General features: G+C 65.8%; 18 protein-coding genes. 12 read left to right on the top strand and 6 right to left on the bottom strand.

Annotated features, from left to right (window positions below; genetic code table 11):
- Window positions 1–78: 78 nt before the first annotated feature.
- From THL1_RS13760 to THL1_RS13750, 3 genes are read left to right on the top strand one after another with little or no spacing between them, the layout of a single operon-like run.
- The gene (locus tag THL1_RS13760; RefSeq protein ID WP_069083786.1) at window positions 79–948 is read left to right on the top strand and encodes a transporter; all 870 of its coding nucleotides are present in this window, start codon (window positions 79–81) and stop codon (window positions 946–948) included.
- A gap of 12 nt (window positions 949–960) precedes the next feature.
- On the top strand, window positions 961–2,133 hold the full coding sequence (locus THL1_RS13755; RefSeq protein WP_069083785.1) for an MFS transporter: 1,173 nt from the start codon (window positions 961–963) through the stop codon (window positions 2,131–2,133).
- Window positions 2,130–3,248: a class II histone deacetylase gene (locus THL1_RS13750; protein WP_069083784.1), complete on the top strand. Its 1,119-nt coding sequence runs from the start codon at window positions 2,130–2,132 to the stop codon at window positions 3,246–3,248. The genes THL1_RS13755 and THL1_RS13750 overlap by 4 nt, the downstream gene beginning before the upstream one ends.
- Window positions 3,249–3,399: 151 nt before the next feature.
- Here THL1_RS13750 and THL1_RS13745 read toward each other — a convergent pair whose 3' ends face one another.
- The 4 genes from THL1_RS13745 to hpaA all read right to left on the bottom strand — a co-directional run bounded on the left by THL1_RS13745 (window position 3,400) and on the right by hpaA (window position 7,923).
- Window positions 3,400–4,722 (bottom strand): TRAP transporter large permease, encoded by a 1,323-nt coding sequence (locus THL1_RS13745; protein WP_069083783.1) that lies wholly within the window; start codon window positions 4,720–4,722, stop codon window positions 3,400–3,402.
- On the bottom strand, window positions 4,719–5,249 hold the full coding sequence (locus THL1_RS13740) for a TRAP transporter small permease (protein ID WP_069083782.1): 531 nt from the start codon (window positions 5,247–5,249) through the stop codon (window positions 4,719–4,721). The genes THL1_RS13745 and THL1_RS13740 overlap by 4 nt, the downstream gene beginning before the upstream one ends.
- A gap of 6 nt (window positions 5,250–5,255) precedes the next feature.
- Complete coding sequence (locus THL1_RS13735) at window positions 5,256–6,278, bottom strand: TRAP transporter substrate-binding protein (RefSeq protein WP_069083781.1); 1,023 nt, start codon at window positions 6,276–6,278, stop codon at window positions 5,256–5,258.
- 727 nt (window positions 6,279–7,005) lie between these two features.
- Window positions 7,006–7,923: a 4-hydroxyphenylacetate catabolism regulatory protein HpaA gene (gene hpaA / locus THL1_RS13730; RefSeq protein WP_069083780.1), complete on the bottom strand. Its 918-nt coding sequence runs from the start codon at window positions 7,921–7,923 to the stop codon at window positions 7,006–7,008.
- Window positions 7,924–8,119: 196 nt separating this feature from the next.
- Here hpaA and THL1_RS13725 point away from each other — a divergent pair, with 196 nt between their 5' ends.
- The 7 genes from THL1_RS13725 (at window position 8,120) to hpaI (ending at window position 14,207) form a co-directional block, all read left to right on the top strand.
- The gene (locus tag THL1_RS13725; RefSeq protein ID WP_069083779.1) at window positions 8,120–8,779 is read left to right on the top strand and encodes a fumarylacetoacetate hydrolase family protein; all 660 of its coding nucleotides are present in this window, start codon (window positions 8,120–8,122) and stop codon (window positions 8,777–8,779) included.
- A 10-nt stretch (window positions 8,780–8,789) separates the two neighbouring features.
- The gene (locus THL1_RS13720) at window positions 8,790–9,563 is read left to right on the top strand and encodes a fumarylacetoacetate hydrolase family protein (protein ID WP_069083778.1); all 774 of its coding nucleotides are present in this window, start codon (window positions 8,790–8,792) and stop codon (window positions 9,561–9,563) included.
- A gap of 5 nt (window positions 9,564–9,568) precedes the next feature.
- Window positions 9,569–11,029 carry a 5-carboxymethyl-2-hydroxymuconate semialdehyde dehydrogenase gene (hpaE, locus tag THL1_RS13715; RefSeq protein WP_069086518.1) on the top strand — a complete coding sequence of 487 codons (1,461 nt, stop codon included), beginning with the start codon at window positions 9,569–9,571 and terminating at the stop codon, window positions 11,027–11,029.
- 111 nt (window positions 11,030–11,140) lie between these two features.
- Window positions 11,141–12,064: a 3,4-dihydroxyphenylacetate 2,3-dioxygenase gene (gene hpaD, locus THL1_RS13710; RefSeq protein WP_069083777.1), complete on the top strand. Its 924-nt coding sequence runs from the start codon at window positions 11,141–11,143 to the stop codon at window positions 12,062–12,064.
- 11 nt (window positions 12,065–12,075) lie between these two features.
- On the top strand, window positions 12,076–12,486 hold the full coding sequence (locus tag THL1_RS13705; protein WP_069083776.1) for a 5-carboxymethyl-2-hydroxymuconate Delta-isomerase: 411 nt from the start codon (window positions 12,076–12,078) through the stop codon (window positions 12,484–12,486).
- A 7-nt stretch (window positions 12,487–12,493) separates the two neighbouring features.
- Complete coding sequence (gene hpaH, locus THL1_RS13700; RefSeq protein ID WP_069083775.1) at window positions 12,494–13,297, top strand: 2-oxo-hept-4-ene-1,7-dioate hydratase; 804 nt, start codon at window positions 12,494–12,496, stop codon at window positions 13,295–13,297.
- A gap of 103 nt (window positions 13,298–13,400) precedes the next feature.
- On the top strand, window positions 13,401–14,207 hold the full coding sequence (hpaI, locus tag THL1_RS13695) for a 4-hydroxy-2-oxoheptanedioate aldolase (protein ID WP_069083774.1): 807 nt from the start codon (window positions 13,401–13,403) through the stop codon (window positions 14,205–14,207).
- Window positions 14,208–14,273: 66 nt separating this feature from the next.
- Here hpaI and THL1_RS13690 read toward each other — a convergent pair whose 3' ends face one another.
- The gene (locus THL1_RS13690) at window positions 14,274–15,560 is read right to left on the bottom strand and encodes an NAD(P)/FAD-dependent oxidoreductase (protein ID WP_069083773.1); all 1,287 of its coding nucleotides are present in this window, start codon (window positions 15,558–15,560) and stop codon (window positions 14,274–14,276) included.
- 85 nt (window positions 15,561–15,645) lie between these two features.
- Entirely contained in the window at window positions 15,646–17,136 is a 1,491-nt protein-coding gene (locus tag THL1_RS13685; RefSeq protein WP_069083772.1) for an aldehyde dehydrogenase family protein, read from the bottom strand.
- A 145-nt stretch (window positions 17,137–17,281) separates the two neighbouring features.
- Between THL1_RS13685 and THL1_RS13680 the strand changes: the two genes are divergently transcribed.
- Window positions 17,282–18,196, top strand: coding sequence for a LysR substrate-binding domain-containing protein (locus THL1_RS13680; RefSeq protein ID WP_069083771.1), 915 nt, complete (start codon window positions 17,282–17,284; stop codon window positions 18,194–18,196).
- Between the two features lie 463 nt (window positions 18,197–18,659).
- A complete protein-coding gene (locus THL1_RS13675) occupies window positions 18,660–19,910 on the top strand; it encodes a 2-aminoadipate transaminase (RefSeq protein WP_069083770.1) in 1,251 nt (416 codons plus the stop codon).
- Window positions 19,911–19,913: the final 3 nt, after the last annotated feature.

Raw genomic sequence — 19,913 nt, 5'->3', positions numbered from 1 at the left:
GACTCACAGCCGCCTTCCCGGGCGGCACGGGCGGCCTTTGCCTGAAACAACCACCTGCACCCAAAAGAACGAGAAACCATGCCCATGACACCGCTCCGCAATGCACTCTTCGGCTGCGCCCTGCTGCCGCTCGCCGCACCGGCTGCAGACATGAACGCCCGCGACTTCTTCTCCGCGCCGGTGGGCACCCAGCTTGGCGTGCTCTACCTGCCCACCACTCGCGCAAACGACTTCCACGGCCCGGCGGACAGCACCGGCAAGGCAGAACTCTCGGTCAACGCCCTGGCGTATCGCCATGTGTTCTTCAGCGACATCTGCGGCACCCTCTGCACCCCGCAGTTCATCGTGCCCTACGTCGACCTCGACGCCCGTCTGCCCGGCGCTGCCGCCCACACTGGCGAACGTGGCATTGGCGACCCACAACTGGGCGGCACCCTGTTCTTCATCAACGAGCCGGAAACCCGCACCTACAGCGGCCTGCTGACCCTGCTCACCGTGCCGGTCGGCGAGTACCACGGCAACAACCCGGATGTATCCCCCGGCGCCAACCGCTGGGGACTGACCTTCAACTACAACTACACCCAGGGCATCGGCGAGAAGTGGGTCCTGGAAGCCAACCTCGAAGCCCAGCTCTACGGCAAGAACGACGACTACTACGGGGCGGACCTGGAACAGGACCCGCTCTACCGCCTGCAAGCCTTCGCTTCCTACGACTTCACCCCCGCCACCTACGGTGCCCTGCGCCTGGTCCACGCCGATGGCGGTGAGCTGCGCCTGAACGACCGCCGCCTCGACGACACCCACCAGCGCTACACCCAGCTCGGTTTCGAGGTCGGCCACTGGCTGGACGGCCAGAACCAGCTGATGTTCGCCCTCTCGCGCAACGTCGCCACCGACAACGGCTACCACGCCAACCAGGCCCTGCTGCGCCTGGTCCACGTGTTCTGACGGAGGCCCGCCATGGACCACACTTCCAATACCCCCTGGCTGCGCCTCGCCGCCATCGTCCTGTTCGCCGCCATGACCCCGGCTGTACTGATGACCGCCCCGGCCGTGGCAGCCCAGCTCGCCACCCAATGGCAACTCAGCCCTGCGCAGATCGGCGACCTGTTCTCTGCCGAGCTGGGCGCCATGAGCCTGGCCACCCTGCCCGCGTTCTGGTGGCTGGGCCGCGTCGACTGGCGCCGCGCGGCGCTGCTCGCGGGTGTGCTGTTCATCGCCGGCAACCTGGCCTCGGCCTGGGCCAGCGACTACACCACCCTCCTCGTCCTGCGCGTGGCCACCGCGCTGGCCGGCGGCTCGCTGATGATCCTCTGCCTGTCCAGCGCCGCCACCACCGCCAACCCCAGCCGCGTCTACGGTATCTGGGTCATGGGCCAGTTGGTGCTCGGCGCCGTCGGCCTGGCCCTGTTGCCCGGCCTGTTCGAGCACCATGGCCTGGCTGGCGGCTATCGGGTGCTGGCAGCCCTGAGCCTACTGGTGCTGCCGCTGGCCTGGGCCTTCCCCAGCGGCCATGGGTCGCCTCGCGCGCAGGCCAGAAATGGCCGGGACGCGCCGCGCGGCAAGCAGGTACTGGGTATCCTCGGATTGCTCGGCTTCTACATCGCCCTATCCGGTGTCTGGACCTTCATCGGCGCCATCGGCGGCAAGTCCGGCCTGGATGCCGGGGCCAGTGGCAACATCCTCGCCATCGCCACCCTCATGGGCATCGCCGGCGCCGGCCTGGCCGCCGTCATGGGGGAGCGCCTGCCCCGCAACCTGGCGCTGTGCTCCGGCTTCGCCCTGATGGCCATCGCCACCCTGCTGCTGCTCGACGCCCCGCAACTGGCTCGCTTCACCCTGGCCGCGCTGGCCTTCAAGTTCACTTGGACCTACGTGCTGCCATTCATCCTCGCCTGTCTCGCCGAACTGGATGCCTCGGGCCGCCTCATGAACGCCAGCAACCTGGTCATCGGTGGCGGCCTCGCCCTAGGCCCGGCCCTGGCCGGCCGCCTGATCGAACATCAGGGCGGCTTCCACGGCGTCCTGATGGGCGCCACCGCCATCACCCTCCTCTCCCTGTTCGCCATCCTCGGCAGCCGGTTGCGCCCGGCCGCCCGCACCGCCCTCTCCACCTCGGAGTCCCAAGCATGAATCGCCGTACCGCCTTCCTCTTCGATGAACTGTCCCTCTGGCACAGCGCCAGCCAGCACGCCCTGATCCTGCCCGTGGGCGGCTGGGTGCAGCCCCCGTCCAGCGCCGGCCACGCCGAGTCGCCGGAAACCAAGCGGCGCCTGAAGAACCTCATGGATGTCTCAGGCCTGACCCGCCAGCTGCAAATCAGCAGCGCCGCGCCCGCCAGCGAGGAGGACCTGTTGCGGGTCCACCCGGCGCACTACCTGGAACGTTTCAAGGCGCTGAGCGACGCCGGCGGCGGCGAACTGGGCGATCACGCCCCGATCGGGCCCGGCAGCTACGAGATCGCCAAGCTTTCCGCTGGCCTGGCGATGGCAGCGGTGGACGCCGTGCTAACGGGCGAGGCGGACAACGCCTACGCCCTGTCGCGCCCGCCGGGCCACCACTGCCTCGCCGACCAGGCCATGGGCTTCTGCATGCTCGCCAACATCCCGGTGGCCATCGAGGCGGCCAAGGCGCGTCACGGTCTGGGCAAGGTGGCGGTGATCGACTGGGACGTTCACCACGGCAACGGCACCCAGGCGATCTACTACCAGCGTCCGGACGTGCTGACCATTTCCCTGCATCAGGACGGCTGCTTCCCGCCTGGCTACAGCGGCACGGAGGATCGCGGCGAAGGCGCGGGCCTGGGCGCCAACCTCAATATCCCGCTGCTGCCCGGCAGCGGCCACGAGGCCTACCTGGATGCGATGCAGCGCATCGTCATTCCGGCGCTGGAGCGCTTCGAGCCGGAGCTGATCATCGTCGCCTGTGGTTACGACGCCAACGCGGTGGACCCGCTGGCGCGGATGCTGCTGCACAGCGACAGCTTCCGCAGCATGACCCGCCTGGTGCGCGAAACCGCCGAGCGCCTGTGCCAGGGCCGCCTGGTACTGGTCCATGAAGGCGGCTACGCCGAAGCCTATGTGCCTTTCTGCGGCCTCGCAGTCATGGAGGAGCTGTCCGGCATACGCACCCCGGTCGAGGACCCGCTGCGCGACTTCATCGTCCTGCAGCAACCGGGCGAAGCCCAACGCCGGCTCCAGAAGGCGCTGATCGGCGAGATGGCGGAGGCGTTTGGCCTCAATCCGTAGTCCGGGCTGGGTGGGTCAGGCTTCATCGACCCACCAGCCGTGTTGGTCCTGGCTTCGGTCGTTGGGCTTCGTCGAACTCAGCTCAACCTACCAGCCCGACCGGCCGTAGGTTGGGCCAAGCCCCGCGAGCTCCGGACAACAGCGCGAAGGGTCACAGGCTGAGCAGCCAGAGGCAGATGCCGGGGAAGGCAACCAGCAGGACGATGCGCACCAGGTCGGAGGCCAGGAACGGCAGTACCCCCTTGGCCGTTTCCAGGTAGGGCACGTCGCGCGCCACCTTGTTGACGATGAACAGGTTCATGCCCAGCGGCGGGTGGATCAGGCCGATCTCCACCACCATCAGCGCGAGGATGCCGAACCAGATGGACTTCTGAACCTCGGTCATGCCGTAGAAATCCAGGCCCATGATCACCGGGTAGAAGATCGGGATGGTCAGCAGGATCATCGCCAGCGAATCCATCACGCAGCCCAGCAACAGGTAGAGCAGCAGGATGGCGCAGAGCACCAGGATCGGTGCAAGGCCACTGGCCTTGACCCACTCGGCCAGTTCGGTGGGCATCTGGGTCAGCGCCAGGCCCGAGTTGAGCAGGTCCGCACCGAGCAGCACGAGAAAGATCATCGCCGTGGTTTCGGCGGTGCCCAGAAGGCTCTGGCGCAGGCCCTCGCCGCGCAGGCCGCCCTGGAACACCGACAGCAGGCCGCAGGCCGCGGCGCCGATGGAAGCCGCTTCGGTGGGGTTGGCCCAACCGCCGTAGATGCCGACGATCACCACGAGGAATACGCCCAATACGGGCAGCACCTGGAGGAGCGCCTTGAATCGTTCGGCGGCACTGGCCGGTTCGCTACGGCTATGGCCCTCCGCCTCCCGCGACACCATCAGGCGCACCACGACCAGGTAGCCCAGCGCGGCCAGCAGGCCCGGCACCACGGCGGCGACGAACAGCTTGGCGATGGATTCCTGGGTCAACACGGCGTAGATGATCAGTGGTACCGACGGCGGGATGAGGATGCCCAGGGTCCCTCCCGCCGCCACGGTGGCGGTAGCCAATCGGCCGGAGTAGTTGTGCCGGCGCAGTTCCGGCAGCGCTACCTGGCTCATGGTGGCCGAGGTGGCCAGCGAAGAACCGCAGATGGCGCCGAAGCCGGCGCAGGCACCGATGGCGGACATGCCGAGGCCGCCACGCCAGTGGCCGACGAAGGCCGCCGCACAACCGAAGATGGCCTTGGACAGGCCGCCGTGAGTGGCGAACTGGCCCATCAGCACGAACAGCGGGATCACCGCCAGGTCGTAGTTGGACAGGCGCGACCAGGCCAGGTTGTTGAGGCTGAACAACAGCGCGGAAAAATCGCCGTCATTCACCGCGAGGAAGCACAGCGCGCCGCCCACCATCATGGTCAGGCCGATATGCACGCGCAGCACCAGCAGGAAGAAGGTGGCAGCCAGCGCCAGCAGGCCGAGACTGAGACCGCTCATGGGCGTGGCTCCCGGGTCAGACAATAGTAGGTTCGGGCGCCGGCGGTGGCCGCCAGCAACAGGAGGCTCGGCACGATGCCCAGCAGGGGGAGCCACAGCGGCACCGAGAGCAGCGTGGAGACCTCGCCGTACTCGCGGCTTTCCAGCACCTGCAGGCCGGTGCGCCAGGCCAGCAGCAGCGCCGCCAGCAGGCACAGCAGATGGGCGAAGGCGTCCAGCCAGGCCTGCAGGCGAAGCGGCAGCTTCAGGGTGAAGGCATCCACCTTGATGTGCTGGCCGCGCAACTCGCAAAGCGGCAGGAAGGCGGCGATGGCCACCGCCGCGCCGATTTCCATCAGCTCGATATCGCCCTGGACGGGCGTGGCGAACAGCTTGCGGCCGATGATGGACACCAGGGACAGGCCGACCAGTGCGAGGAGGATGAAACCGCCACCCAGGGCGAAACCCTGGGCGGTGTACAGCAGGGCGCGGCTGGCCAGGCCCTCCCCCTCTGCGGGGGCGGTATCGAAGGACAGGGACTCGTTCATGGCCGATCACCGTGCCTGACTGGAGAGCGCCCGCGCCCCGTCCAGCAGGGCTTGCCCATTAAGCCCTTTCTCGGTCACTGCGGCGGCCCAGGCATCCGCTACCGGCGCCGCAGCCTGTTTCATGGCGCCGTAGGCGCTGGCGTCGATGGTGACCATCTGCTCGGTCGGCGTCGCGGCACGGGCCTTGTCGAGGAAGAGGTCCCAGGCGCTGGCGAAGCGCTCGTTCAGAGCCGGGCCGCTGTTGCGCTCGAGAATGACGCGCAGGTCCTCGGGCAGGCTGTTGAACTTGCGCTCGTTCATCAGCATCGCCAGCACGGTGTAGGAAAAGGCCGGCTGGCCGGCCGGGATGGCCGAGTGGTGATCGGTGACTTCGTCCAGCTTGGTCGGCGGCACCACCTCCCAGGACGCCAGCGCGCCATCCACCACGCCCTTGGAGATGGCCTCGGTCATCTGCGCCGGCGGCATGCTCACCGGGGTCGCACCCAGGGCCTCCACCAGCTTGGCGGCGGTGCGGCTGGAGGCGCGCAGCTTGAGGTCCTTGAGGTCTTCCAGACGGGCCACGGCCTTGCCACGGGTGTGGATGTCCATGCCGCCGTCACCGTGGACCGACAGCACCTTGTAGCCCTTGAAGTCGTCCCTGGCGTACTGCTCGTAGTACTGCCAGATGATCGGGTTGCTCGCCCTGGCGCCGGCCGGAAGCATGAACGGCAGCTCCATCGCCTCGATGCGCGGGAACTTGCCCGCCGAGTAGGCCGGCGCGGTCCAGACGATATCGGCGACGCCGTTGCGCGCCATATCGGCCAGCTTGGCCGGGGTGCCGCCCAACTGCATCGAGGGGTAGAGCTGGCACTTGATGCGCCCGGCGGACTCGTCGCTGAGCTGCTGGCACCAGGGTTCGATGATGTTGTGCTGGGCGTTGGAATTGGCAGGCAGGAAGTGCGCGACCTTCAGCGTGTAGACCGGCTCCGCCAGGGCCAGCGAGGCCGAGCAGGCGGCAGTTAAAAGGACGGCGAGCTTGGACATCGTCATACGGGATGAGCCTCGTTGTTCTTGTAGTTGCATGGGAGGCCGCCAACCCTTTACGGCAGCATCGGCAGCCTGGAACATCGTTAACACATTCAATATCTCGTTAATAAATTAACTTTCTGAACGATGCTGTCAACCACAGACAATTTTTCCAGCCCCCTGCCGGGTTTCCATCCGTCACGAAGAACCTGAACAAAGCCCTTTACGTCGTGCATTAGAGAAAAATCGTGACAACCGTCGGAAGACGACAAATTGCTTCATCGCTGGCACGGATAGACAAAAAACAAATCATTAAAATATTAATTTTTAACCAAAAAGCCGTCCGCCTGTGCATTCCAGGGATGGGTTTCATGACCCGCCATGTCAGCTTGGGGGCTCTCCTGTGGGGGCGAATTCATTTGAACGTGGGAAACCACGTCCTGAGGACGTGGTCATGAGTCACCGGCTCTGCCTGTGACGATTCGAGTCAGCGAACCAGCAGGATGACACCGGTCCCGTAGGGTGCGCCGCGCGCACCGTGAGACAGACTCGGAGTCGCCACCGTCGCCTCGGTGCGCATGGCGCACCCTACTGCTGGGCACGGGGGCGGAGATCAGGCGGGTGCTGGCCCACTTCCTGGGGGCCAAAGGCAAGTCCAGGTTCCACGAACGTGGATCTTTACTCGATATGCAGCCGTACCCGGATGAAATCCGGGAGCGCGACCCCACCCTTTCCCCGAATTACATCCGAGCTACCGCCACGCGTCTTCCTTGTCTGCCGCCCTGCGCTGGCGGTATTCGCCGGGGCTCATGCCGGCGTTGCGGGCGAAGAAGCGGCTGAAGTAGGCCGGGTCCTTGAAGCCCAGCAGGTAGCAGATCTCGTTGGCCGAGCTGCCGGTGAACAGCAAGAGGCGCTTGGCCTCCTGCATCACCCGGTCGTGGATCAGGCGCTTGGATGGCAGGTCGGCGATGCGCCGGCAGATGTCGTTCAGGCGCGCCTCGGTCACGCCCATCTGGCTCGCGTACTGCCCCAGGGGCCAGTGCTCGCGGTAATGCGCCTCGATCAGCCCGTTGAAGCGGTGGAACACCTGCAAATCCTCGTGGCGTGCCGGCTGCGCCTTCAGCGAACGGGCCGACAGGCGCAGCAGGCTGATGAAGATCAGCCGGGTCAGTGCCGACAGGCTGGCGTCGCGCCCTGGACGGCTGGCGGCGAATTCACTGCGCAACTGTCCGAACAGCAGGTCCAGGCGCTGCACCTCCTCGCGCAAGTCCTCCCCCAGCTCGGCGAAGGCCACGCACACCGGCACGATCTGCGCGCCATCGGCCAGGTCCGGTTCGGCTTCCAGCAGTGACCAGACCAGTTGCTGGCGCACGGTCAGCACATGGCCGTCGGCGTCCTGCTCGGTGACGAAGGCATGGGGAATGGTCGGCGGCGTGAGGAAAAACAACGGCCCTTCCTGGCGGTACTGCTGTTCGTCGAGGTAGACGCGCACCGCCCCGCTCTTCACGTAGTGCACCTGAAAGAAACGGTCGTGGCGGTGTACCGGCATGTTGCGGCCGAAGAAGTCCGCCAGCTTGCCCAGAGCCTCGTAGTGCACCTCGGCGTCGGCGTAGCGCTGGTCGTAGACCTGGCCGATGTTGATGTTGGGGATGGGCTGGCGCTCTGCCATGGCGACCTTTCTCCGCTGTCTTTGCACAGCTTCGATGACGAATGGCGAAGCGGCAAGACTTGACGTTTATTAACATGTTAAATATAACGTTAACACATTAACGAACCCTCGTTACGGGCCCGCACGTTCTCCTTTGCGAACCGGCCCGACTTTTATCCCGCCGGGGCGACCCGGCACGATCCAGGAGCGAACCACCATGAGCCGTGCCCTTGAAGACGTCGCTGCCGGCACCCTGTTCGGCGTTGCGCTGAACTACCGGGGCCTGCTGGAGAGCCGTCTGGACGAGTTCCAGCAGCCACCCTACCAGCAGCCGCCGGTCAAGCCGGTGCTGTTCATCAAGACCCCGAATACCCGCAACGGCCACGGCCAGCCTGTCGTCTACCCGCAGGGGGTGGAGCGTCTGCAGCCGGGCCCGGCCCTCGGCGTCGTGATCGGCAAGCGCGCCAGCCGCGTAAGCGCCGCCAACGCCATGGCGCATGTCGCCGGCTATGTGACCGTCAACGAATTCAGCCTGCCGGAAGAGAGCTATTACCGCCCGGCGGTGAAGGCCAAGTGCCGCGACGGCTTCTGCCCCCTCGGCCCGGAATTCGTCCCCGCCGCGCAGATTCAGAACCCGCACGCCCTAACGCTCAAGCTCTTCGTCAACGGCCAGCTGCGCCAGGAAAACACCACGGCGAATCTCGTACGCGGTATCCCGCAACTGATCGAGGAGATCAGCGAATTCATGACCCTGCACGAAGGCGACGTGCTGATCACCGGCACCCCGGAAGGCCGCGTCGACGTGCAGCCCGGTGACCTCGTGGAAGTGGAAATCAGCGGCCTCGGTCGCCTCGCCAACACCGTGGTTGCGGAATAAGGAGCCCGAGATGAAACACGCACGCATCCGCCACCAGGGTGAAGTCCACGCCGTCACCGTGGAAGGCGACAACGCCGTCCGCCTCGCCGATGGTCGTCTGCTCGGCGAAGACCAGGTCGAGTGGCTGCCACCCGCTACCGGCAGCATGTTCGCCCTGGGCCTGAACTATGCCGACCACGCCGCCGAGCTGGCCTTCAAGGCGCCCACCGAGCCGCTGGCCTTCATCAAGTCGCCGGGTACCTACACCGGCCACAACCAGGTCACCTGGCGCCCGGACAACGTCGCCTACATGCACTACGAGTGCGAGCTGGTGGCGGTGATCGGCAAGCCGGCGCGCAACGTCAAGCGCGAGGACGCCCTCACCTACCTCGCCGGCTACACCGTCTGCAACGACTACGCCATCCGCGACTACCTGGAGAACTACTACCGGCCCAACCTGCGGGTGAAGAACCGCGACGCCACCACCCCAGTCGGCCCCTGGATGGTCGATGCCGCCGACGTGCCCGATCCCTCGAAACTGAAGCTGCGCACCTGGGTGAACGGCGAGCTGAAACAGGAAGGCACCACCGCGGACATGATCTTCGACATCCCCTACCTGATCGAATACTTCTCCAGCTTCATGACCCTGCAACCGGGCGACATGATCGCCACCGGCACGCCGGAGGGCCTGGCCGACGTGGTGCCCGGCGATGAAGTAGTGGTGGAGGTGGAAGGCGTGGGCCGCCTGGTCAACCGCATCGTCAGCGAAGAGGCCTTCTTCGCCCGCACACAACAAGAGGCATGAGCAGCATGATCAAGCACTGGATCAACGGCCAGGAAGTCGAAAGCAAAGAGGTTTTCGTCAACTACAACCCGGCCACCATGGAGCCCATCGGCGAAGTCGCCAGTGGCGGTGCCGAAGAGATCGCCGCCGCCGTGGCCGCCGCCAAGGATGCTTTCCCCAAGTGGGCCAACACCCCGGCGAAAGAGCGCGCGAAGCTGATGCGCAAGCTGGGTGAACTGATCGATGCGAACGTGCCGCACCTGGCCGAGCTGGAGACCCTGGACACCGGCCTGCCGATCCACCAGACGAAGAACGTGCTGATCCCCCGCGCCTCGCACAACTTCGAGTTCTTCGCCGAGGTCTGCACCCGCATGGATGGCCACAGCTACCCGGTGGACGACCAGATGCTCAACTACACCCTGTACCAGCCGGTGGGCGTGTGTGGCCTGGTATCCCCCTGGAACGTGCCGTTCATGACCGCCACCTGGAAGACCGCACCTTGCCTCGCGCTGGGCAACACCGCGGTGCTGAAGATGAGCGAGCTGTCGCCGCTGACCGCCAACGAACTGGGCCGTCTGGCGCTGGAAGCCGGCATCCCGAAAGGCGTGCTGAACGTGGTGCAGGGCTACGGCGCCACCGCTGGCGACGCCCTGGTTCGTCACCCGGACGTGCGCGCCATTTCCTTCACCGGCGGCACCGCCACTGGGCGCAAGATCATGCAGACCGCCGGCCTGAAGAAGTACTCCATGGAACTGGGCGGCAAGTCGCCGGTGCTGATCTTCGACGACGCCGACCTCGACCGCGCCCTCGACGCCGCGCTGTTCACCATCTTCTCTCTGAACGGCGAGCGCTGCACCGCCGGCAGCCGCATCTTCATCCAGGAGTCGGTCTACGACCAGTTCGTCGCCGAATTCGCCACCCGCGCCAAGCGCCTGATCGTAGGTGATCCGCAGGACCCGAAAACCCAGGTCGGCTCGATGATCACCCAGGCCCACTACGACAAGGTCACCGGCTACATCCGCATCGGCATCGAGGAAGGCGCCACCTTGCTCGCGGGCGGCCTGGAGCGCCCGGCCAACCTGCCGGCGCACCTTGCCCGCGGGCAGTTCATCCAGCCCACGGTGTTCGCCGATGTGGACAACCGCATGCGCATCGCCCAGGAAGAGATCTTCGGCCCGGTGGTCTGCCTGATGAAGTTCAAGGACGAGGCCGAAGCGCTGCAACTCGCCAACGACACCGAATACGGCCTGGCCTCGTACATCTGGACCCAGGACATCGGCAAGGCCCATCGCCTGGCCCGTGGCATCGAGGCCGGCATGGTCTTCATCAACAGCCAGAACGTGCGCGACCTGCGCCAGCCGTTCGGCGGCGTGAAGGGTTCGGGCACCGGCCGTGAAGGCGGCCAGTACAGCTTCGAGGTCTTCGCCGAGATCAAGAACGTATGCATTTCCATGGGGAGCCATCACATCCCGCGTTGGGGTGTGTGAGATAACTGCTACTCCATAAAGAGGGGAGTACGACTCCCCTCCCCGTGCCGGCGTGCAACCGACCCGACAACAAGATTCCCCAAGAGGGGAATGACACGAGGAGTTACCGTCATGGGCAAACTTGCTCTGGCTGCCAAGATCACCCACGTCCCCTCCATGTACCTGTCCGAACTGCCGGGCCCGCGCCAGGGCTTCCGCCAGGCCGCCATCGACGGGCACATCGAGATCAGCCGCCGTTGCCGTGAGCTGAACGTCGATACCATCGTCGTGTTCGACACCCACTGGCTGGTCAACGCCAACTACCACATCAACTGCGCGCCGAATTTCGAAGGCCTGTACACCAGCAACGAGTTGCCGCACTTCATCGCCAACATGGAATACGGCTTCCCGGGCAACCCCGAACTGGGCCGCCTGCTGGCCGAAGAATGCAACCGCCTGGGCGTGGAAACCATGGCCCACGACGCCACCACCCTCGGCCCGGAATACGGCACCCTGGTGCCCATGCGCTACATGAACACGGACCGCCACTTCAAGGTCGTCTCGGTGTCCGCACTGTGCACCTCCCATTACCTGAACGACAGCGCCCGCCTCGGCTGGGCCATGCGCAAGGCGGTGGAAGAGCACTACGACGGCACCGTCGCCTTCCTCGCCAGCGGCTCGCTGTCCCACCGCTTCGCCCAGAACGGCCAGGCGCCGGAGTTCGCCACCAGGGTCTGGAGCCCCTTCCTGGAAACCCTCGACCACCGCGTGGTGCAGATGTGGGAAGACGGCGAGTGGGAAGACTTCTGCGGCATGCTCCCGGAGTACGCGGTGAAGGGCCACGGCGAAGGCTTCATGCACGACACCGCCATGCTGCTGGGCGCGCTGGGCTGGTCGAAGTACGACGGCAAGGCGGAAGTGGTCACCCCCTACTTCGGCTCCTCCGGCACCGGCCAGATCAATGCCATCTTCCCGGTCACCCCGCAGGACGGCTCCGCCATCCCCGCCGCCCAGGCCTCCAACCCGGCCGGTGTCGCCTCCACCAGCCGCCTCTGAGGAGCATCGCCATGCCCCATCTGGTCCTGCTCTACACCCCCGACCTGGAACGCGAGGCGGACATCGGCGGCCTGTGCCGTGCGCTGGCCGACCGCATGCTGGAGCAGCGCGACGAAAGCGGCCGCCAGGTGTTCCCCACCGGCGGCACCCGCGTGCTGGCCTACCCGGCGGCCCACGCCGCGATAGCCGACGGCAAAGGTGATTACGGCTTCCTCTACGCCAACCTGCGCATGGGCGCCGGGCGCAGCCCGGCCGTGCACCAGCAGGTCGGCGACGCCCTGCTGGCGGTGCTGCGCAGCCAGCTCGATGAGCTGCTGGAACGCCGCCCCATCGGCATCACCCTGCAGATCGATGAGAGCCCCGGCCAGGTGTTCGATGCCAAGCACAGTAGCCTGCACCCCCTGTTCACCCGGAATTCCTGAGGTTTCCATGCTTGACGCCAGCATCATCCAGCAAGCCGCCGCCCGCCTCGACGCCGCCGAGCGTTCCCGCGAGCAGGTGCGCCAGTTCTCCCTCGACTACCCGCAGATCGGCATCGAAGACGCCTACGCCATCCAGCGCGCCTGGGTGGCGCAGAAGATCAAGGACGGCCGCAAGCTGGTGGGCCACAAGATCGGCCTCACCTCGCGCGCCATGCAGGTGTCCTCCAACATCACCGAGCCGGATTACGGTGCGCTGCTGGACGACATGCTCTTCGACGAAGGCAGCGACATCCCCTTCGAGCGCTTCATCGTCCCGCGCGTGGAAGTGGAGCTGGCCTTCATCCTCGGCAAGCCCCTGCGCGGGCCGAACTGCACAGTGTTCGACGTGCTGGACGCCACCGAGTGGGTGATCCCGGCGCTGGAGATCATCGACGCGCGCATCCAGCAGGTGGACCCGGACACCAGGGTCACCCGCAAGGTGTTCGACACCATCTCCGACAACGCCGCCAATGCCGGCGTGGTGATGGGCGGCCGCGCCGTACGCCCCACCGAGATCGACCTGCGCCGCGTACCGGCGATTCTCTACCGCAACGGCGTGATCGAGGAATCCGGCGTGTCCGCCGCCGTGCTCAACCACCCAGCCAAGGGCGTGGCCTGGCTGGCCAACAAGCTGGCCCCCTACGACGTCACCCTGGAAGCCGGCCAGATCATCCTCGGCGGCTCCTTCACCCGCCCGGTGGCGGCCAATCCCGGCGACACCTTCCACGTCGACTACGACCAGCTGGGCTCCATCGCCTGCCGCTTTGTCTAAGCCACGCAACCACTGTAGGAGCGAGCTCTGCTCGCGAAGCGCTTGCAAGAAAAGCGTTCGCCAGCAGAGCTGGCTCCTACAGGCAGTGACTCAAGGAGTGCCCATGAACCTGCCCATCAACAGCTTCAAACAGCGCCTTCAATCCGACCAGCCGCAGATCGGCCTCTGGCTCGGTCTGGCCGATGCCTACTGCGCGGAACTGGCAGCCAACGCCGGCTTCGACTGGCTGCTGCTGGACGGCGAACACGCGCCCAACGACCTGCGCAGCCTGCTGGCGCAACTGCAGGCCATTGCGCCCTACCCGTCCCAGCCGATCATCCGCCCCCCCATCGGCGACGCGGTACTGATCAAGCAACTGCTGGACATCGGCGCCCAGACCCTGCTGGTACCCATGGTGGAATCCGCCGAGCAAGCGGCCGAATTCGTCCGCGCCATGCGCTACCCACCCTTCGGCATCCGGGGCGTTGGCAGCGCCCTGGCGCGCGCTTCGCGCTGGAACAGCATTCCCGGCTATCTGGATCACGCCGATGAGCAGATGTGCCTGCTGGTACAGATCGAGAACCTCGACGGCCTCGCCAACCTGGATGTGATCGCCGCCGTGGAAGGCGTCGACGGCGTATTCATCGGCCCGGCCGACCTCTCGGCCGCCATGGGCCATCGCGGCAACCCCGGCCACCCGGAGGTCCAGGCCGCCATCGAGGACGCCATCGTCCGCATCCGCAACGCCGGCAAAGCCGCCGGTATCCTCTCCGCCGACCAGAAGCTGGCGCACCGCTACCTCTCGCTGGGCGCCGCCTTCGTCGCCGTGGGCGTGGATACCACGGTGCTGATGCGCGGGTTGCAGAGCCTGGCCGGCGCGTTCAAGGCATCGTCGGCTCCGCTCCCGACTTCGGGCGGCGGCGTGTACTGAGCGACGCGAAGGTCAAAGGTGCGCGTTCGGGCACTTGAAAGTGCCCGCCCGATTTTTCAGTTCAGATCAGAGCACTACCCGCAGGCACTGGCCCGCGTGATAGAGCGAGAAGCCCGCCTCGTAGAAGCAGCTTCGAAGTCCTGCCGTGTGCAGTACCTTCATGGGCTCGACGGGAATCGGCAGCCTGTCCGGATCGTCCTTCAACAGGAATTCGGCGAACGCGCGGCCGATCACCGTCCCGGTGGTATTGCCGCGACCGTTGTACCCCGCGACCGCCACCACGCCCGGAGCGGGCTCGAAGATTCGCATCAGGTGATCGGGGGTGAAGTCGATGCAGCCGGTCCAGTGCACTTCCCACTCCACCTTGCCGAGTTCGGGGAAATAGTGGTTCTGGATACGGTCGGCCCAGCTGCGGATGAACCAGTCCGGCTTATTGCTGGCCTTGCCCAGGCTTCCGAGCAGCAGCCGGCCTTCTTTATCGCGACGGATGCTGCTGAGAACGGTCCGGGTGTCCCACGAACCCTGGCCATGCTTGAGGACTTTGTCCGCGGCAGGCCCGTGCAGCGGAACGGACGCCACCTGGTAGTAATAACCGCGGAAATAGTTGCGCTGTAGCGCAGTCCACTCGCCCTCGGTGTACGCGCCCGTCGAGATCACCACCTTTTCCGCAGCCACGCTGCCGCGCTCGGTGCGTACCAGCCAGTCGTCCGCCTGGCGGTGAAGCTCCCGCACCGGCGAATGCTGGTACAGGGCGCCACCCAGTCGGACCAGCGCCGAAGCCAGGCCCAGGGTGTACCCCATCGGGTTGATGGTGCCGGCGCGACGATCCAGCAAGGCCCCGGTGATCTTGTCGGTACCGCAATAGTCTTCGCAGGCGGCGCCCGTCAGCAGCTCGACATCGGCGCCACGCCGCCGCCACTGCTCCTCCCGCGACCGCAGATCCGCCATCCCGGCGTCGTTGTGGGCCATGTGCAGGGTGCCGTTATTCAGCGCCTGGCAATCGATGCCATAGCGCCTGATCGCCGCGAACACCTCCGCCGGAGCCTGGCCGAGCACCTCGTTCAGGCGCTTGCCGCGCTTCTCGCCCAGGGTCGCCTCCACATCGTCGGGCTTGATCCAGGTGCCCGCGTTGACCAGGCCGACGTTACGCCCGGAACCGCCGTGCCCGACCAGATGCGCTTCGAGCACGCAGACTTTCTTGCCCTGTTCCACGAGATTCAGCGCCGTGGACAAGCCGGTGATACCGCCGCCGATCACGCACACATCCACCTTGATGTGGCTTGCCAGGGCACCGTTCCTGACTTGGGTGGGCGTCACCTTCTCCCAGAGACACGCTTGGCGAAAACCGCTCATGAAACCTACCTCTTCAAACTCCAGCCATATCCTTCGCCGAAAAGCTCCATGCCGGGCGCGGTGCCCGGCATGGAGAAGCGCGTGGTCAGTCGAACACGATCCCCTGGGCCAGGGGCAGCTCACGGGAGTAGTTGACGGTATTGGTCTGGCGACGCATGTAGGCTTTCCAGGAGTCCGAGCCGGACTCGCGACCGCCACCGGTTTCCTTCTCGCCACCGAAGGCGCCGCCGATTTCCGCGCCACTGGTGCCGATGTTGACGTTGGCAATGCCGCAATCGCTGCCCGATGCACTCTGGAAGCGCTCCGCCTCACGTACATCAGTGGTGAAGATGCAGGACGACAGGCCCTGGGGTACGTCGTTGTTCATCTGCAGCGCCTCTTCGAAATCGTCGTAGGCGATGACGTAGAGGATCGGCGCGAAGGTTTCATGCCGCACCACATCGGTCTGCCCCGGCATCTCGACGATGGCCGGCGCGGCGTAGTAGGCATTCGGGTACTGGTCCTGCAGCTGGCGTTCGCCGCCGAACACCGCGCCACCCTCGTCACGCGCCTTCACCAACGCATCCTGCATGGCCTGGAAGGCCTGCTTGTCCATCAGCGGCCCGACCAGGTTGTCCTTGCGCGGATCACCGATACGAACCTTGCCATAGGCTGCCTTCACGCGCGCCACGACGTCGTCCTTGATCGAGCGATGCACGATCAGGCGACGCAGGGTGGTGCAGCGCTGGCCGGCAGTGCCCACGGCGGAGAACAGGATGCCGCGCACGGCCAGGTCCAGGTCGGCGCTGGGCGTCAGGATCATGGCGTTGTTGCCGCCCAGTTCAAGGATGCTGCGGCCGAAGCGGGCCGCGACGCGGGGGCCGACTTCGCGCCCCATGCGGGTGCTGCCGGTGGCGCTGATCAGCGGCACGCGCGGATCGTCCACCAGCACTTCGCCGGCGTGGCGGTCACCGATGAGCAGCTGGCTCAGGCCTTGCGGAGCCTCGCCGAACTGCTTCAGGGCCTCTTCGAACAGGGCCTGGCAGGCCAGCGCGGTCAACGGGGTTTTCTCGGAGGGTTTCCAGATCACCGAGTTGCCGCAAACCAGCGCCAGGCTGGTGTTCCAGGCCCAGACCGCAACCGGGAAGTTGAACGCGCTGATGACGCCGACCACACCCAGCGGATGCCAGCTTTCACGCATGTGGTGGCCGGGGCGCTCGGAGGCGATGGTCAGGCCGTAGAGCTGGCGGGACAGGCCGACGGCGAAGTCGCAGATGTCGATCATCTCCTGCACTTCGCCCAGCCCCTCCTGGGTGATCTTGCCGGCTTCGATGGAGACCAGCTCGCCCAGTGCGGCCTTGTTCTTGCGCAGTACCTCGCCAAACAGCCGGACCAGCTCACCACGACGCGGGGCCGGCACGTTGCGCCAGGCCAGGAAGGCCTTATGGGCGACATCGATCTTGCCGCGAACGGCCTCAGGGGTCTCCAGGGTCACCTGACCGATCTGGCTACCGTCGATGGGGGTGTATACGGCATGGTTGCCCCCCTGGTATGCACTGGCGCTGACACCAAGGCTCTTGAGCAGCTCGTCAACCATGTTTTTCTCCTGCATCGGGTGAGTGGTTGAAATCATTGACGAGGGTCAGTATTAATCCGAATCCCCCAGACCAACAAACGACCTTTAAGCACCACATCATTCCCGCTGGGAATGATAACCCCCGATATCCGCCGCCGAGATTTCCATGTCCAAACGATTGCTTCCCACCATGGCCGCCCTTCAGTGCTTCGAGTCCGCGGCCCGGCACATGAGCTTCACCCGCGCCGCTGAAGAGCTGCATCTGACGCAAAGCGCCGTGAGCAAGCAGGTCGCGCAGCTCGAAGAGATGCTCCAGCACCTCCTGTTCCACCGCGTACGCCGGCGCCTGCAGCTCACCCCGGCGGGCGAGCTGTATCTGGCAGAGGTCAACAAGATCCTGACCCAGGTGGACATTTCGAGCCGCTACATCCTCTCCTATGGCGGCGAAGCCGAGGTGCTGCGGGTTGCCACGCAGCCAACCTTCGGCGCCCGCTGGCTGATCCCGAACCTCAAGGGCTTCACCCGTCGCCACCCCAATATCCACCTGGACATCCGCAACGAACTGGAACCCTTCGACCTGGTGCAAGCCAAGGCGGACGTGGCCTTCTTCTACGGCCAGGGCACCTGGCCGGGAGCGACGTGCATAGAGCTGTTCGGCGAGGATGTGGTGCCCGTGTGCGTGCCCGATATGCTTCCCGACCGCCCCTTCTCCAACCCGGGCGAACTGGCGGACCTCGTGCTGCTGCAGTGCGCCTCGCGCCCCGAGGCCTGGCACGAGTGGTTCGAGGAACAAGGCATCAACACCGAACACAGCTACCACGGCCCACGCTTCGACACCTTCTACATGTGCATCCGGGCGGCCCAGTCCGGCTGTGGCGTGGCCCTGGTACCACGCTTCCTGGTCGAAGACGAGCTCGCGGAGGCCAAGCTGGTGATCCCGTGGGAACACCACAAGGTGAGCCAGGGCTCCCACTTCATCGCCTACGCCGAGCAGTCCCTCGACATCCCCAAGGTACGCGCCTTCGTGGAGTGGATTCTGGGGAAAGTGGGCAGGGATAGTCCGTACGAGGCCGCTCAGTGAATCTGTTGGGGGCGAATTCATTCGGACGTGGTCATGAGTCACGGGCTCTCCCTGTGACGATACGAATGCACGGGCTAGCAGGATGAGGCCGATCGGGTAGGATGCGCCGTGCGCACCGGCGGTTTGACCGGGTGCCGAGACGGATCCTGGAATCGGTGCGCACAGCGCACCCTACGGTCCAGACCGAGCTATAGGGATCGACCTTGTGCAAGGGACGGACTCGCGCCCTTCGCCCCTCGCAAGGCAGACCTGCGGTCTGCTCAGCGATTGAAATCTCCCCCACAACGACGCCCACTCGAGCAGACATCCCGAATTCCAGGAATGACCCGATAATTTCTTTTCGCTTGTGACAGGCCCGCATTCCTCGCTCTGATAAAGGGAAATCCCCCTCGAAGAGGAATGCCGAAATGCCGCTGCGTGCCCGCTGCCCCGCCCCACTGGAACTTCAGGCGGAGGCGCGCCCATGACCCCGTCCACCATCAGTGCTTCGCTGTCGGTCGTGCATCCGATCACCCTGAGCCATGGCCAGAACGCCCAGGTCTGGGATACCGAAGGCAACAGCTACATCGATTTCGTCGGGGGAATCGGCGTCCTCAACCTCGGCCACTGCAACCCCGCGGTGGTCGCCGCCATCACCGAACAGGCCCAGCGCCTCACCCACTCGGCCTTCAACGCCGTCCCGCACCAGGGCTACCGCGACCTGATGAAGGCCCTGACGGACTTCATTCCGGTGGACTACCCCTTGGCCGGCATGCTGACCAACAGCGGCGCCGAAGCTGCGGAGAATGCGCTGAAGATCGTGCGCGCAGCCACTGGCCGCACCGTGGTGATCGCTTTTGACGGCGGCTTTCACGGCCGCACCCTCGCGACCCTCAATCTCAACGGCAAGGTCGCCCCTTACAAGCAGCGCGTGGGCACCCTGCCCGGTCCGGTCTACCACGTTCCCTACCCCAGCCCGGACACCGGCGTCACCGCTGAAGAGGCCTTCAGGGCCATCGATCGCCTGTTCAGCGTCGAGGTGGATATCAACGAAGTGGCCTGCTTCATCTTCGAACCCGTGCAAGGCGAAGGTGGTTTCCTGGCCATGGACCCGGCCTTTGCGCAGGGCCTGCGCAGGTTCTGCGACGCCAATGGCATCTTCCTGATCATCGATGAAATCCAGTCCGGCTTCGGCCGCACCGGGCAGCGGTTCGCCTTTCCCCGCCTTGGCATCGAGCCGGATCTGCTGCTCCTCGGCAAAAGCATCGCCGGCGGCTTGCCGCTAGGCGCGGTGGTCGGCCGCGAGGCGCTGATGAACGCCTTGCCCAAGGGCGGCCTGGGTGGCACCTACTCGGGCAATCCGCTGGCCTGCGCAGCGGCCCTGGCCAGCCTGAAACTGATGACGGACGCGAACCTCGCATCCTGGGGCGAGGCGCAAGAACAGGCGATCCTGCGCCGCTACGAGCGCTGGCGCCAACAGGCCATTTCACCCTACCTCGGCCGCCTGACCGGCACCGGGGCCATGCGCGGCATCGAGCTGGTCACGCCGGAGGGCAAACCCGCTTCCCAGCAACTGGCCGAGCTCCTGGAGGCCACCCGCCGCAAGGGCCTGCTGTTGATGCCCAGCGGCAAGAACCGCCATGTGGTGCGGCTGCTAGCCCCGCTGACCATCGAGCCCGAGCTGTTCGAAAGAGGCTTGGACATTTTCGAAGAGTGCCTGGCAGGTATCCGCTGAAAC

The organism is Pseudomonas sp. TCU-HL1, assembly GCF_001708505.1.
Taxonomy (GTDB): domain Bacteria; phylum Pseudomonadota; class Gammaproteobacteria; order Pseudomonadales; family Pseudomonadaceae; genus Metapseudomonas.
Note: the sequence above shows the minus strand (reverse complement) of the source record. Positions and strands in the feature narration are given on the sequence as shown.

Excerpts from the sequence above, each read along its gene's own strand:
- THL1_RS13760 (WP_069083786.1), top strand. The coding sequence starts at position 79 with ATGCCCATGACACCGCTCCGCAATGCACTCTTCGGCTGCGCCCTGCTG.
- THL1_RS13755 (WP_069083785.1), top strand. The coding sequence starts at position 961 with ATGGACCACACTTCCAATACCCCCTGGCTGCGCCTCGCCGCCATCGTC.
- THL1_RS13750 (WP_069083784.1), top strand. The coding sequence starts at position 2,130 with ATGAATCGCCGTACCGCCTTCCTCTTCGATGAACTGTCCCTCTGGCAC.
- THL1_RS13745 (WP_069083783.1), bottom strand. The coding sequence starts at position 4,722 with ATGAGCGGTCTCAGTCTCGGCCTGCTGGCGCTGGCTGCCACCTTCTTC.
- THL1_RS13740 (WP_069083782.1), bottom strand. The coding sequence starts at position 5,249 with ATGAACGAGTCCCTGTCCTTCGATACCGCCCCCGCAGAGGGGGAGGGC.
- THL1_RS13735 (WP_069083781.1), bottom strand. The coding sequence starts at position 6,278 with ATGACGATGTCCAAGCTCGCCGTCCTTTTAACTGCCGCCTGCTCGGCC.
- hpaA (WP_069083780.1), bottom strand. The coding sequence starts at position 7,923 with ATGGCAGAGCGCCAGCCCATCCCCAACATCAACATCGGCCAGGTCTAC.
- THL1_RS13725 (WP_069083779.1), top strand. The coding sequence starts at position 8,120 with ATGAGCCGTGCCCTTGAAGACGTCGCTGCCGGCACCCTGTTCGGCGTT.
- THL1_RS13720 (WP_069083778.1), top strand. The coding sequence starts at position 8,790 with ATGAAACACGCACGCATCCGCCACCAGGGTGAAGTCCACGCCGTCACC.
- hpaE (WP_069086518.1), top strand. The coding sequence starts at position 9,569 with ATGATCAAGCACTGGATCAACGGCCAGGAAGTCGAAAGCAAAGAGGTT.
- hpaD (WP_069083777.1), top strand. The coding sequence starts at position 11,141 with ATGGGCAAACTTGCTCTGGCTGCCAAGATCACCCACGTCCCCTCCATG.
- THL1_RS13705 (WP_069083776.1), top strand. The coding sequence starts at position 12,076 with ATGCCCCATCTGGTCCTGCTCTACACCCCCGACCTGGAACGCGAGGCG.
- hpaH (WP_069083775.1), top strand. The coding sequence starts at position 12,494 with ATGCTTGACGCCAGCATCATCCAGCAAGCCGCCGCCCGCCTCGACGCC.
- hpaI (WP_069083774.1), top strand. The coding sequence starts at position 13,401 with ATGAACCTGCCCATCAACAGCTTCAAACAGCGCCTTCAATCCGACCAG.
- THL1_RS13690 (WP_069083773.1), bottom strand. The coding sequence starts at position 15,560 with ATGAGCGGTTTTCGCCAAGCGTGTCTCTGGGAGAAGGTGACGCCCACC.
- THL1_RS13685 (WP_069083772.1), bottom strand. The coding sequence starts at position 17,136 with ATGGTTGACGAGCTGCTCAAGAGCCTTGGTGTCAGCGCCAGTGCATAC.
- THL1_RS13680 (WP_069083771.1), top strand. The coding sequence starts at position 17,282 with ATGTCCAAACGATTGCTTCCCACCATGGCCGCCCTTCAGTGCTTCGAG.
- THL1_RS13675 (WP_069083770.1), top strand. The coding sequence starts at position 18,660 with ATGACCCCGTCCACCATCAGTGCTTCGCTGTCGGTCGTGCATCCGATC.